This is a genomic window from Mycobacterium sp. M26 (assembly GCF_001494595.1).
In the GTDB taxonomy this organism is placed as follows: domain Bacteria; phylum Actinomycetota; class Actinomycetes; order Mycobacteriales; family Mycobacteriaceae; genus Mycobacterium.
This window is the reverse complement of the sequence record NZ_LN929908.1, coordinates 2,014,355-2,028,018: the sequence shown is the minus strand read 5'-3', so window position 1 is coordinate 2,028,018 and position 13,664 is coordinate 2,014,355. Positions and strand designations below refer to the sequence as shown.

Genomic DNA, 13,664 nt, shown 5'->3' with positions numbered 1-13,664 from the left:
TCCAGGCGGAACAGTCCGGAGGAGGGTCTCGCCACCGATGACGATGTCAGTGCAGGACAGCCGGTTCGCCGCGGCGACGGCCGCGACCCCGGCACCGGGGTGGAGCGTCCAGCGCGCCACCTCCCCCAGCCGGCTCTTCGGCGCCAACGGCCTGCGCACCGGTCCCGACGGCCGCGTCTACATCGCCCAGGTCAGCGGCAGCCAGATCAGCGCACTGGATCTGGCCACCGGCGGTCTGGCCACCGTCAGCGCCAAGGGCAGCGACATCGTCGCGCCCGACGACATCGCCTTCGACGCGGCAGGCAACCTGTATGCCACCGAGGTGCTCAACGGCCGGGTCGCCGTCCTGGACCCGGCCGGTCGCAGCCGCGTGCTGCGAGATGACCTGCCGGTCGCCAACGGCATCACGATCCACCGCGGCCGGCTTTTCATCGGCGAGTGCCGGCCCGGTGGACGCATCCTCGAATTGGACCTGGCCGGTGGCCCGCCGCGGGTGCTGCTGGAGGACGTCCCGATGCCCAATGCCATGGAGGTGGGCCCAGACGGGTTGCTCTACTTCCCGGTGATGGGCGCCAACGAGATCTGGCGCATCGATCCCGACGGCGGTCCGGCCCAGACCGTGGCCACCGGATTGGGCGTGCCCGATTCGGTGAAGTTCGACGGCGACGGGTTCATCGTCTCCACCCAGGCCCATACCGGGCAGGTGCTGCGCATCGATCCGCGCAACGGGGACACCACCGTGCTGGCCCAGCTGTATCCCGGCCTGGACAACCTGACCTTCGCCGACGGTCGCCTGCTGGTCTCCAACTTCTCCGGCGAGATCACCGAGATCCTCGCCGACGGCACCACCCGTTCCCTGCTACCGGGTGGTTTCAACTGGCCGCTGGACCTGACCGTCGGATCCGACGGCCTGCTGTACATCGCCGACGGCCCCTACCTGCACGCCCTGCTCGCTGACGGTACGGTCACGCCCGTCGGCATGCTGTTCACCCCCGGCTTTCCCGGCTACACCAGAGGCCTGTGCACATCCGGTGATGGCGAATTCACCGTGACCACGTCCAGCGGACAGGTGGCCCGGTTCTGGCCCGGAAAGGGCGAAAGTGCCGTCCTCGCTGAGGGTTTCGATCAGCTGTACGGAGTCAGCGCGACGCCGGGCGGCCCGGTGCTGGCCGTCGAGCAGGGTGCTGGGCGACTGCTGTCGATATCGGCCGGCCACGTCGAGGTGCTGGCCGACCAGCTGGACATCCCGGTCGGAGTGAGCGTGGCGCCGGATGGATCGGCACTGGTATCGGAGTCCGGGGCGGGACGCGTCAGCCGGGTTACCGCAGCGCGCACCGAGACCGTGATCGACGACTTGTCCTGCCCGCACGGCATTCTGGTGCTCGACGGACTCCTGTACGTGGTCGACGCCGGTGCCAAGTCCCTCATCGAGGTGGACCTCGACAGCGGCCGACGGAAGGTCGTGGCCTCCGGGCTGCCGGTGGGCGCCCCGCCCGGTGTGACGCCCAAGCCCCTGCTGGGGATGCCGCCGTTCTCCGGCCCGCAGGGCCCCTTCACCGGGATCGCCGCCGGCGCCGACGGGACGATCTACCTCTCCGCCGACGCCGAGGGCAGCGTCCTGGCCATCCGCAGGCAGGGCTGACATGACTCAGCCTGCCGGAGATCACCGCTACATTCAGGTCGCCCGCGCCCTGCGCAAGGACATCGTCGACGGCATCTACCCGGTTGGCTCCCAGCTACCCACCGAACACGAACTGTGCCAACGATTCTCGGTGAGCCGGTACACCGTGCGGGAGGCCCTGCGCCGGCTGCGTGATGACAATCTCGTCACGTCCCGCCCCCGCGCGGGCACCATGGTGGTGCCCCGACCCGCCTCGCACGCCTACGCCCAGGATGTGGTGTCGATCAACGACCTGCTGGCCTTCGCCACGGGTGCGCGGTTCGCCATCGCCTCGACATCGATGGTCACCATCGACGCCGACATCGCCGAGCGCACCGGCCTGGCGGTCGGGCAACAGTGGCTTGCCGTCGAAGGTGTACGGCAGGCCGAGGATTCCCCGTCGCCGGTGTGCCACACCGAGTACTACATCAACCGGTCGTTCGCCGCCGTGGGCCGGATGCTGCAGAACCACACCGGGCCGATCTTCCCGCTGCTGGAGGATCTATTCGGGATCAGCGTCGTCGAGGTGCATCAGGAGATAGCCGCAGTGCAGATCTCCCCGCACCTGGCCGCGGTTCTGCGGGTGCCGGCCGGGTCCCCCGCACTGCAGATGCAACGCACCTACACCACCTCCGATGACGAGATCGCCCAGGTGACCGTCAACACCCACCCGGCGTCGCGGTTCCGGCATTCGATGACGATGCGACGGGTGCGGCCCTAGCCGTGGTGCGGAGTTCCTCGCTGGCGGAGCAGGCCTATGCCGACGGGCTGTGGGTGTCCGAGACGCTCGGCGCCGCCCTGCGCGCGGCGGCCACCGAGACTCCGCACCGTGAGGTTCTGGTCGACGGTGCGGTGCGACTGGACTGCCAGAGTCTCTACCAGCGGGCCGCCGCACTGGCCGGCGCCATGCTGACCCGCATCCCGGTCGGTTCGGTGGTGTCGTTCATGCTGCCGAACTGGCATGAGGCCGCCATCGTCTACCACGCCGCCACCCTGGCCGGGATGGTGGTCAATCCCATCCTGCCCTCGCTGCGGGACCGCGAGCTGGCGTTCATCCTCGCCGACGCCGACGTCCGGATGATCGTCATCCCCGCGCAGTTCGCCGGATACGACTACGCGGCCATGCTGGAGCGGGTCACCGCCGGACTGGCTGCGCCACCGGAGGTGGTGGTGCTCCGCGGCCAGCCGGTGGACGGCCAGTCGGCATTCGAGGACCTGGCGGCCACCGCGGCGCCTGCGGTGTTCCCCGCGGTGGACGCCGATTCGGTTCGCATGCTGCTCTACACGTCGGGCACCACGGGCCGGCCAAAAGGTGTTCTGCACAGCTATAACTCGATCCACGCCCTGATCTGCCAGATCGGCAGGCATTGGCTGGTCGACCCCGGAGATCGCTTCCTGGTGCCCTCGCCGATCGCGCACATCGGTGGCTCGATCTACGCCTTCGAATGCCCCGTCCTGCTCGGGACGACGGCAGTGCTGATGGAGCGCTGGGATGCACGGGCCGCGGTGGCACTGCTGGAATCCGAACGCTGTACCCACATGGCCGGTGCCACCCCGTTCCTCGAGCAGATCCTGGCCGCGGCCGGGCAGGCCGGTACCCGCCTGCCCACCCTGAAGGTGTTCATCTGCGGTGGCGCCTCGGTCTCACCGACCCTGATCCGAAGGGCCACAGCCGCATTCGAGCATGCCATCGTCAGCCGGGTCTACGGGTCCACCGAGGTTCCGGTCACCACGATCGGCTCCCCGGATGATCCCGAGCATGCCGCCGGCACCGATGGCCGCGCAGGTATCGCGACCATCAGGATCGTCGGTCACGAGGCGGCCCCCGACCGCGACGGTGAGATTTGCGCCCGCGGTCCCCAGATGCTGGTGGGCTACCTACACCCCGACGACGATGTCGAGGCCTTCGACGAGGACGGCTTCTTCCGCACCGGCGATCTGGGCCGCTGGGCCGACCGCGACTATCTGGTCGTGACCGGACGAGCCAAGGACATCATCATCCGCAACGGTGAGAACATCGCGCCCAAGGAAATCGAGGACCTGCTGGCCGGCCATCCCGGGATCGCCGAGATCGCCATCGTCGGCGTGCCCGATTCACGCACCGGGGAACGGGCGTGTGCCGTCATCGTCCCGGCGCAGGATCCCGGCCCGGACGTGGACGACCTGCGCTCGTATCTCACTGCTGCCGGGGTCGCCCGGTTCAAATGCCCTGAGCAGGTGACCGTCTGGGAGTCGTTGCCCAAGAACGACGCCGGCAAGATTCTCAAACATCTGATTCGAGCGAGGTTGGTCGACAATGGGTGATGTCCAGGTAGCGATCGTGACCGGCGCGAGCAGCGGTATCGGCTTCGGCTGCGCGACGGCACTGGCCGAGATGGGGATGGCCGTGCTGGGCACCGGCCGTGACGAGGAGCGGCTGGCGGGGTTGGCCGCCGCCATCGGCGATCCGGACCGGGTGGCGACCATCGCCGTGGACCTCACCGCGGACGACGCGCCGCAGCGCATCGTCGATCTCGCGATCTCGCGGTGGGGCCGGATCGACTTCCTGGTCAACAACGCCGGCGTCGGCAGCCCGAAACCGCTGCACGAGACCGACGATGACACCCTGGACTACTTCCTGGGTGTCATGCTGCGCGCCCCGTTCCGGCTGGCCCGCGACGTCATCGGACACATGCAGTCCGGGTCGGCCATCATCAACGTCACCTCGACCTTCGCCGTCGTCGGAGGCCTGCGTGGCGGGGCCTACTCGGCCGCCAAGGGCGGGCTGACGGCGCTCACCACGCACATCGCGTGCCAGTATGGGCCGCAAGGGATTCGGTGCAACGCCGTGGCGCCGGGGGTCACGCTGACCCCGATGGTCGAGCACCGTCTCGACGATGAGCGATTCCGCAAGATCAACACCGAGATGACGCCGTATCCCCGGCTCGGGCGGGTGGAGGACATCGCCTCGACGGTGGCGTTCCTGTGCTCCCCCGGCGGCAGCTTCATCAACGGCCAGACCATCGTGGTCGACGGCGGCTGGAGTTCTACGAAGTACCTCTCCGAGTTCGCCCTGTCCTCGGAGTGGACTGCGCGGTGAACATCTTCGCCACGCTCGACCAGGCCGCCGCCCGGTTCGGCGACGACGGCGCGGTGTTCTGCGGTGAGCGCCGGATGCATAGCTGGAACGAGTTACGGGACAGGGCTTTACGGCTGGCCGCCACGCTGCGGGCGACCTATCCGGCCGGCACCCGGATCGCACTGGCCAGTGAGAACCGGCCCGAACTCGTCGAACTGTTCTACGCGGTGTGGGCGGCGGAGTGCGTGGTGGTGCCCATCAACTTCAAGCTGCATCCACGCGAGATGGACCAGATTCTGCAGGATTGCGATGCAGCAACGGTTTTCGCCTCACCGAAGATCGGGGCCAGCCTGCAGCCGCTGACCGCGACCCCCGTCGAGGTCATCGACAGCCCCGGCTACCGGGACCGCCTGGGCGCCGCCCCCACCGCGGTGCCGTCGACCGACCCCGCGGCACTGGCCTGGTTGTTCTACACCAGCGGCACCACCGGGCGATCCAAGGGCGCCATGCTGTCCCACCGAAACCTGATGGCGATGACGGTCGCGCACCTGGCCGATATCGACCACCCCGACGAGCACTGCAGCCTGGTCCACGCCGCACCGATGTCGCACGGGTCCGGGCTCTACATCGCGCCCTACGTCCTGCGCGGTGCGCGCCAGGTGATACCGGCGTCCGGCGCCTTCGACCTCGGCGAGTTCCTCGACCTGTGTTCCCACCATCCCGGTTCGAGCGCCTTTCTGGCCCCGACCATGATCGCGCGACTGGTCGACACCGGCCGTCCGCGGCCGGCCGCGCTGCGGACCATCGTCTACGGCGGCGGTCCGATGTACGTCGAGAGCCTGAAAAGGGCGATGGCCGCGTACGGCCCGGTCTTCGCCCAGATCTACGGCCAGGGCGAGTCCCCGATGACGATCACCGGCCTGCGCCGTGCCGATCACGAGTCAGGCGATGATGCCGTGCTCGGCTCGGTGGGCTATCCCCGCTCGGGGGTGCAGGTGCGGGTACTCGGGGCCGACGGCACACCAGCCCCGGTCGGTCAGATCGGCGAAATCGTCTGTCGCGGTGACGTTGTCATGAGCGGCTATTGGAACAACCCGGCTGCCACCACCGACACACTGCGTGACGGCTGGCTCTACACCGGCGATCTGGGCTCGTTCGACTCCCACGGCTACCTGACGTTGCGGGACCGGTCCAAGGACGTCGTGATCAGCGGCGGCAGCAATATCTACCCGCGCGAGGTCGAGGAGATCCTGCTCGAACACCCCGGGGTGGCGCAGGCCTGCGTGGTCGGGGCGCCTGATCAGGAGTGGGGCGAGGTGGTGGTGGCCTTCGTCGTCGGATCGGTCTCCGAGGCGGCTCTCGATGCGCATCTGCTGGACCGGATCGCCCGGTTCAAACGGCCCAAACGCTACGTCTTCGTCGAGGATCTGCCCAAGAACGCCTACGGCAAGGTACTCAAACGCGAGCTGCGCGCCCGGCTCGGGTAACGACATTCTCGTCTGCATAGAATGCCGATATGTCACAGGATTACCGCTTCGTCACCTACGAAGAACTCGACGAGGGCCGCATCGCCCGGATCATGCTCAACCGCCCCGACGCCCGCAATGCCCAGAACCGGGGCCTGCTGGTCGAGCTGAACGAGGCGTTCCTGCGCGCCGAGGCCGACGACCAGGTGCGCGTCGTCATTCTCGGCGGACTCGGACCGATGTTCTCCTCGGGCCACGACCTGGGCTCGGCGGTCTCGCGCGCCGAATACACCCCGGGCCCCGACCAGCACCCGAGCTACCGGGTCAATGGCGGGACGCGGGAGGGCGCGGAGAGCCTGATGCTGCAGGAATGGCACCACTTCTTCGCCAACACCCGGCGCTGGCGGGATCTGCGCAAGATCACCATCGCGCAGGTGCATGGTGACGTGTATGCCGCCGCACTGATGCTGATGTGGGCCTGCGACCTGATCATTGCCGCCGAGAACACCCGCTTCGCCGACGTGGTGGGCACCCGGCTGGGGATGTGCGGTGTCGAGTACTTCGCGCATCCGTGGGAGTTCGGTCCGCGTAAGACCAAGGAACTGATGCTCACCGGCGACGCGCTGACCGTCGACGAGGCCTACCAGCTCGGCATGGTGTCCAAGGTCTTCCCCGAAGACGAGCTCGCCGACAAAACGCTGCAGTTCGCCCGTCGCATCGCCGAGGTCCCGACGATGGCGGCGCTGTTGGCCAAGGAGGCCGTGAACCAGTCGGTGGACAACATGGGGTTCTACAACGCCCTCAACGCCTGTTTCACGCTGCATCAGCTCAATCACTCGCATTGGGCGCAGGTGCATGAGAACGGGTTCCCGGTCGGCCTTGAGGAAGACGGTTTGCCTAACTGGCGGACCGCCCCGCCGATCGTGCCCGCGGTCAAGGATCAGGTCCGCGCACAGGACTGAAAGCCCACGATCCGACGTCTCGCCGAAGATCACGGCGGTACGTCGGATCGGGTCTTCTGAATCGATTAAGCAGTATCGGGAACGTCACGCGTTCAGCGAAATTTCGTTGCTAGCGCCAGCCGAATTGACATCGGCCCGTTGACCATACCCACCACGGCCCCCGATTCCGCTGCCGATTTCACTTCTCGAAACCTGCTTCTCCACAACATAATTCGCTTACTGCTCAAACTCTGCGACGCCGATTGTGTTCGCATTTATCGCTGTTTTTATGCTGTGCGCCATAGGTTTTCGCCAAACGTGATGGAAACCACAGGTTTTGGCGAAGCCCAAAATATGTTGTTACGTTCGGCCGCATGTTTGGTATCGCGACCGCGTCGTTGCTGGCCCTGGTGAACCAGGTATCCGGCACGCCGTACATCCCCGGTGGTGACACACCCGCCGGGACCGACTGCTCGGGGCTGGCCTCGTGGGTGTCCAATGTGGCCACCGGCCGACCCGCGTTCGGCAGCCGGTTTCACACCGGAAACGAAGAGGCCGCTCTGCTCGCCCGTGGCTTCCACTACGGCACTGCCCCCAACTCCCTGGTGATCGGCTGGAACAGCCGCCACACCGCTGTCACGCTGCCCGACGGCACACCGGTGTCCAGCGGCGAAGGCGGCGGGGTGCGCGTCGGTGGCGGCGGCGCCTACCAGAAGCAGTTCACCCATCACATGTACCTGCCGATGCCGGCGCAGGAGATGCAGACCGATCGCCTACCAGAAGCAGTTCACCCATCACATGTACCTGCCGATGCCGGCGCAGGAGATGCAGACCGATCCGGCCGCACCGGCACCGGATGCCCCGCCGGCACCCGACGTTCCGCTGCCCCCGCCGCCGCCGGAGGGACCTGCCCCCGAGGTCGTGGGCGTCACCGATGCTCCTCCGCCTCCGCCGCCTGCCGACGGACTCCCGCCGGCTCCGGACGTCGTCCCGGTCGGCAACGTCACGCCACTGCCCGGTGACCCCGCGGGAATGCCCGCCTGACCCTGATCGCACAAGAACCGCACTGCATCGCACCGACGCAGTGCGGTTCTTGCGTCAGAAGCCGGACTGGCTGAGCAGTTTGGCACCCGCCTGCCGCGCCGCGGCCGGTCGGGCCAAGGTCACGATCACGACCACGGCTAGCACCCCGATAGCCAGCCCCGGTCCCCACAGTGCCGACCCGGTTGGGAGCGGAATGACATTGCGGTAGAGCGTGTAGCCCAGGAGCGCCAGACCCAGCACCGGGATGACCACCTCCCACGCGCGGACCTCGCCGCGAGCGGAGAAGAACAGCAGCCGAACGGCACCCACGGTAGCCAGCGCGTAGGCCACCAACAGAATGAGAGTGCCCGCTGTTGCCGAGATGGTGAACACGTCGAATGGCGCGGCACGCAGGGCTGCCCAGCCCAGCGCCTGAATCGCCAGCACCACCAGCACACCCGCGGTCGCCGCCAGGTGGGGCGTGTTGCGCACGGGATGAACCGCCGCCAGCGCGGCTGGGCCCATCCCGTCGCGACTGAGGGCGAACATCAACCGGGAGGCTCCCACCACACTGGCCAGACAGCACGCCGCCGCACTGAAGGTGGCGCCGACGACGATCACATAGGACAGCCACGGGGCGACATACTGCTCGGACAGATCCCCCATCAGCGCTTCGGATTTGGTGAACGCCGCGACTCCCTGGGGGTCGGTGCCGAATGCCATCATCTCGATCGCCGTGACGACGACGAAGAAGGCACCGCCGAACAGTGCGGTACCGAGAATGGCCCGGGGGATGTTGCGGCGCGGCTCGCGGGTCTCCTCGCCCAGTGTCGCGGCCGCCTCGAAACCGGCAAAAGACAAGAAGCCGAACACAATTCCGAGGAACACCGTCGATACCGAGGTTCCCGGCGCAATGGTGAACACCGAGAAGTCCACCCGCTGACCACCCGGGGCATGGCCGGTGATCAGTTTGCCCAGGGTGATCGCCGCGACCACCAGAATCACGGCGATCGTCAGACCCTCGACCGCCAGCAGCAGCGCCGTCCCGCGCTTGATCTCCCGCACCGACAGCAGCCACACCGCGATCAGCACCAGCCAGGCGAACGGGAAGCCCGCCCAGTCCGGTACTGCACTGGCGCCGAACACCTTTCGTGCGAGATCGGTCAGGAAGATCCCGGCCGCCGTGGAGGTCACCGCTCCGTAGAAGAGGTAAGTACCCGCGTTGAGCCAGCCGGCCACACTGCCGGCGCGCGGTCCGAGCGTCAGACCGACGAAGGCATAGACACTGCCGGAGTGGCTGTAGCGCTGCGAGAGCCGCACGAAGGTGTGGGCGATCAGCAGCACACCCACGGTGGCCATCAGGAAGGCCAGCGGAACGGCGCGGCCGACCGCCGCCGCGGTGCCCTGCGGATTGATGTTGATGGCCATCGACGGGGCCATCAGTGCCACCGAGACTCCGACTGCCGACCAGACGTTGAGCGTCCGCCGCAGGGTCGCCCCGGTGTTCGGCTCTTCTCCCGCGTTCATCGGGGACAGGGTAGGCCAGCAACCTTAGGGGTTGATGGTGTTCTCCCCGACCTGGCGGCCCCACACGTATTCGGTGAGCAGCGGCTGGCCGAGTTCGAAGTGGTTGTACGGCGCGATCGAGGCACCGTCATCGACCACCAGATACGGTGCGGGCCAGAAGTTTCGGTCGATCGTCTGCCAACATCCGGGCGCCCCGCCCGGGCCGCCCTGACCGTTGGTCCTTGGCAGGTTGTCCGGATAGACATACGGGTTCGGCGCCCCGAGGATCTCGGTGACGGTGCTCAGGGAGTAGCCGTTGCCCCCGAAGGAGTCCGACGCGGCGGGCAGGGCCCCGGCGATGTTGCGGATGCCGCACAGAATCGAGGGGCTGTACTTATCCAGCAGGCGGGTGCTGGGCACCAGGTCGGCGGCCGCGCGGACCAAGTAGGGGCTGCTGCGCTCGAAGATGTCGGCACCGGTGTTGCCGAATCCGATCGATGCCAGCAGCGCCGCGTCGATGTCCGACTGCTGCTCGTTGAGCGATCGGGCCGTGGTCACCGCGTTCTCCAGACCGTCCCATAGATTCGGGCTGGCTTTGGCGTAGACGTCGGCGAGGTCGGCGAGCCGCTGGATGTTGAAGCGGATCTGAGGCATCTGCGGGTTGACGTCGTCGAGGATCGCGTTGCCGTTGACGAGGGAACGGCCGAACTTGGAACCCAGCCCATTCAGCGCCTCAGCGGTGGCCGACAGCGTCAGATTGAGCTGGATCGGGTCGACCTTCTCGGCGATGGAGGTGACCGTTTCGAACAGGGTGTTGAACTCGGTCGTCACCGACGTCGCGTCGATGACGTCGGTGGCGCTGATGCGCGCAGCCGAGGGGTCTTGGGGTGCGGTCAGCGCGATGTACTTGTTGCCGAACACCGTGCTGGCCTTGATGTCGGCGCGGACGTTGGCGGGGATGGACGACAGGTAGCGCGAGTCGACATCCAGGGTGACCCGCGCCACCGACCTGTCGTCGCGGTTGGTCGACGACACCGTGCCGACCCGCCCGATCACCACCCCGTTGTAGGTCACCTTGGATCCCGGATCCATCACCAGGCCGGACCGGTTGGCCACCATAGTCAGCGTCGTCTTCGGCGACAGATCGCCGCGGAACTGCAGATAGATCAGCGTCAGGACCAGCGCGCAGACCAGCACCGTGACCAGCCCGACGGTCTTGAGTGGGGGGCGATCGGCGAAGCTCATCGCGATGCCCGTCTCCTTCCCCCAACCCGAAGTGCGATTCGGTGCCGTCCACCCGTCGATCACAGTGAGGCGGACCACAGGAATGTACCCGAGTGAGGAATTCGAGTGAAGCGCATTCGCGTAATTCGCCGCATATTGGACATCGCCGAATTTGTGTCCCGGATGTCAATTCATAGGATTTCGTCTAATGGTGCTGTCGCACAGCTGATTCCATGATTGCTCGCAATTATTGACGGGCTCCGAAATAAATTCCGAACCACACGCGAATCCGTTTGCCCATCGCGCGAGAGCGGGTCTGTCGCGTCACCGTGGGCGCACGGGTTTCGGGACGGTCGATGCCGAGTGCGGCCAAAGCTACTCCAGTTGGCAGTGGAGTCGGGATAATCGACAACGTCGCCAGGGCGACGACGCCTGCGCGGGAACCAGCTCAACGAGGAGCGTACGACTCATGTCCATCATCGAAGCGGACCCAGTGACCCAGTCGGGATTCGACGAGGAGGTCGCCGACACCCAGCGGTACTTCGACAGCCCACGTTTCGAGGGGATCACCCGCCTCTACACCGCCCGGCAGGTCGTCGAGCAACGCGGCACCATCCCGGTCGACTACACCGTGGCCAGGGAAGCCTCGACCGCCTTCTATCAGCGGCTCAAAGAGCTGTTCGCGCAGAAGAAGAGCATCACCACCTTCGGCCCGTACTCCCCCGGCCAGGCCGTGACGATGAAGCGGATGGGGATCGAGGGCATCTATCTGGGTGGGTGGGCCACCTCGGCCAAGGGCTCGGTCACCGAGGACCCGGGTCCCGACCTCGCCAGCTACCCGCTCAGCCAGGTCCCCGACGAGGCCGCCGGCCTGGTGCGGGCGCTGCTGACCGCCGACCGCAACCAGCAGTTCCTGCGGTTGCAGATGACCGACGAGCAGCGTGCCGCCACCCCGGCCGTCGACTACCGGCCGTTCATCATCGCCGACGCCGACACCGGCCACGGTGGGGATCCGCACGTCCGCAACCTCATCAGGCGCTTCGTCGAGGCCGGGGTGTCCGGCTACCACATCGAGGATCAGCGTCCGGGTACCAAGAAATGCGGTCACCAGGGCGGCAAGGTTCTGGTTCCCTCCGATGAGCAGATCAAGCGCCTCAACACCGCGCGCTTCCAGCTCGACATCATGCGGGTGCCCGGCATCATCGTCGCCCGCACCGACGCCGAGGCCGCCAACCTGGTCGAGAGCCGCGCCGACGAGCGCGACCAGCCGTTCCTGCTGGGTGCCACCAATCTCAAGATCCCGCCCTACAAGGCGTGTTTCCTGGCGATGGTGCGCCGCTTCTACGACTCCGGTGTCACCGAACTCAACGGCCACCTCCTCTACGCCCTGCCCGAGGGCGAGTACGCCGTGGCCGACGCCTGGCTGGACAAGCACGGCATCGGCGCTGCGGTCAGCGATGCCGCGACGGCGTGGCTCGACGGCCGCAAGGGTTCCCTGGATTCGCTGTTCGACAAGGTCGAGTCGGCGTTCGTCGAAGCCTGGCAGGACGACGCGGGCCTGGAGACCTACGGCGACGCCGTGGCCGAGTTGCTCAAGTTCCGCGAGAGCGAAGGCGAGTCGCTGGACATGAGCGTCGCGGACTGGAAGGCGTTCGCCAAGACAGCCTCGCTGTACGCCGCGCGGGAGAAGGCGCGTGGGCTCGGTGTCGACGCCGCCTGGGACTGCGAGCGGGCCAGGACACCCGAGGGCTATTACCAGGTGCGCGGCGGCATTCCGTATGCGATCGCCAAATCCCTTGCCGCAGCACCGTTTGCCGATCTGTTGTGGATGGAGACCAAAACCGCCGACCTGGCCGACGCCAAGGAGTTCGCCGACGCCATCCACGCCGTCTACCCGGACAAGATGCTGGCCTACAACCTCTCGCCATCCTTCAACTGGGACACCACCGGTATGAGCGATGAGCAGATGCGGGCCTTCCCGGAGGAGATCGGGAAGATGGGCTTCGTCTTCAACTTCATGACGTACGGCGGTCACCAGATCGACGGTGTCGCGGCTGAGGAGTTCGCCACCGCACTGCGACAGGACGGCATGCTCGCGCTGGCCCGGCTGCAGCGCAAGATGCGGCTCGTCGAATCTCCTTACCGCACACCGCAAACCCTCGTCGGCGGACCGCGCAGCGATGCCGCGCTGGCGGCTTCCTCGGGTCGCACCGCGACCACCAAGGCGATGGGCGCAGGCTCCACGCAGCATCAGCATCTGGTGCAGACCGAGGTGCCCAAGAAGCTGCTCGAGGACTGGCTGGCGTTGTGGAGCGAGCACTACGAACTCGGTGAGAAGTTGCGGGTCCAGCTGCGGCCGCGCCGCGCCGGCTCCGACGTCCTAGAACTGGGCATCTACGGGGCCGACGACGGTGAGAAGCTGGCCGACGTGGTCTTCGACCCGATCAAGGACCGCCACGGCCGCAGCATCCTGCAGGTGCGCGACCAGAACACCTACGCCGAGAAGCTGCGCCAGAAGCGGCTGATGACGGTGATCCACCTGTGGATGGTGCACCGGTTCAAGGCCGACGCCGTGTACTACGTGACGCCCACCGAGGACAACGTGTACCAGGCCGACAAGATGAAGGCGCACGGCATCTTCAGCGATGTGCACAAGGATGTCGGCGAGATCCTCGTGGCCGATGTCAACCAGGCCCGCATCGCCGAACTGCTGGAGCCTGACCGCGCCGCCCTCACCCGCTTGATCAACAAGGAGGACTGAGCTGTCCTGGGGCGCCGTCGGCGTC

9 protein-coding genes and 1 pseudogene are annotated in these 13,664 nt (G+C 67.0%); 8 read left to right on the top strand and 2 right to left on the bottom strand.

The features are described from left to right. Positions 1-37: 37 nt before the first annotated feature. The 7 genes and pseudogenes from BN3385_RS18955 to BN3385_RS28300 all read left to right on the top strand — a co-directional run. The gene (locus BN3385_RS18955; protein ID WP_059018969.1) at positions 38-1,642 is read left to right on the top strand and encodes an NHL repeat-containing protein; all 1,605 of its coding nucleotides are present in this window, start codon (positions 38-40) and stop codon (positions 1,640-1,642) included. A 1-nt stretch (position 1,643) separates the two neighbouring features. Then, positions 1,644-2,381 carry a GntR family transcriptional regulator gene (locus BN3385_RS18950; RefSeq protein ID WP_059018967.1) on the top strand — a complete coding sequence of 246 codons (738 nt, stop codon included), beginning with the start codon at positions 1,644-1,646 and terminating at the stop codon, positions 2,379-2,381. Between the two features lie 5 nt (positions 2,382-2,386). Beyond that, positions 2,387-3,964: an AMP-binding protein gene (locus tag BN3385_RS18945; RefSeq protein WP_082690745.1), complete on the top strand. Its 1,578-nt coding sequence runs from the start codon at positions 2,387-2,389 to the stop codon at positions 3,962-3,964. After that, positions 3,957-4,739: an SDR family NAD(P)-dependent oxidoreductase gene (locus BN3385_RS18940; protein ID WP_059018964.1), complete on the top strand. Its 783-nt coding sequence runs from the start codon at positions 3,957-3,959 to the stop codon at positions 4,737-4,739. The genes BN3385_RS18945 and BN3385_RS18940 overlap by 8 nt, the downstream gene beginning before the upstream one ends. Continuing rightward, positions 4,724-6,205 carry an AMP-binding protein gene (locus tag BN3385_RS18935; RefSeq protein WP_059018962.1) on the top strand — a complete coding sequence of 494 codons (1,482 nt, stop codon included), beginning with the start codon at positions 4,724-4,726 and terminating at the stop codon, positions 6,203-6,205. Before BN3385_RS18940 ends, BN3385_RS18935 begins: the two co-directional genes overlap by 16 nt. Positions 6,206-6,234: 29 nt before the next feature. Beyond that, entirely contained in the window at positions 6,235-7,146 is a 912-nt protein-coding gene (locus BN3385_RS18930; RefSeq protein ID WP_059018960.1) for an enoyl-CoA hydratase, read from the top strand. A 353-nt stretch (positions 7,147-7,499) separates the two neighbouring features. Next, positions 7,500-7,871: pseudogene (locus BN3385_RS28300) on the top strand (peptidoglycan endopeptidase); the annotation flags it as partial. Positions 7,872-8,223: 352 nt separating this feature from the next. Here the strand turns inward: BN3385_RS28300 and BN3385_RS18920 are convergent. Both BN3385_RS18920 and BN3385_RS18915 read right to left on the bottom strand, forming a co-directional pair. After that, positions 8,224-9,675, bottom strand: a complete 1,452-nt coding sequence (locus BN3385_RS18920; protein WP_059018959.1) for an APC family permease — start codon at positions 9,673-9,675, stop codon at positions 8,224-8,226. A gap of 24 nt (positions 9,676-9,699) precedes the next feature. After that, the gene (locus BN3385_RS18915) at positions 9,700-10,899 is read right to left on the bottom strand and encodes an MCE family protein (protein WP_059022147.1); all 1,200 of its coding nucleotides are present in this window, start codon (positions 10,897-10,899) and stop codon (positions 9,700-9,702) included. A gap of 448 nt (positions 10,900-11,347) precedes the next feature. Here BN3385_RS18915 and aceA point away from each other — a divergent pair, with 448 nt between their 5' ends. After that, the gene (gene aceA, locus BN3385_RS18910; protein WP_059018957.1) at positions 11,348-13,639 is read left to right on the top strand and encodes an isocitrate lyase ICL2; all 2,292 of its coding nucleotides are present in this window, start codon (positions 11,348-11,350) and stop codon (positions 13,637-13,639) included. Positions 13,640-13,664: the final 25 nt, after the last annotated feature.

Excerpts from the sequence above, each read along its gene's own strand:
- BN3385_RS18930 (WP_059018960.1), top strand. The coding sequence starts at position 6,235 with ATGTCACAGGATTACCGCTTCGTCACCTACGAAGAACTCGACGAGGGC.
- aceA (WP_059018957.1), top strand. The coding sequence starts at position 11,348 with ATGTCCATCATCGAAGCGGACCCAGTGACCCAGTCGGGATTCGACGAG.
- BN3385_RS18950 (WP_059018967.1), top strand. The coding sequence starts at position 1,644 with ATGACTCAGCCTGCCGGAGATCACCGCTACATTCAGGTCGCCCGCGCC.
- BN3385_RS18940 (WP_059018964.1), top strand. The coding sequence starts at position 3,957 with ATGGGTGATGTCCAGGTAGCGATCGTGACCGGCGCGAGCAGCGGTATC.
- BN3385_RS18920 (WP_059018959.1), bottom strand. The coding sequence starts at position 9,675 with ATGAACGCGGGAGAAGAGCCGAACACCGGGGCGACCCTGCGGCGGACG.
- BN3385_RS18915 (WP_059022147.1), bottom strand. The coding sequence starts at position 10,899 with ATGAGCTTCGCCGATCGCCCCCCACTCAAGACCGTCGGGCTGGTCACG.
- BN3385_RS18955 (WP_059018969.1), top strand. The coding sequence starts at position 38 with ATGACGATGTCAGTGCAGGACAGCCGGTTCGCCGCGGCGACGGCCGCG.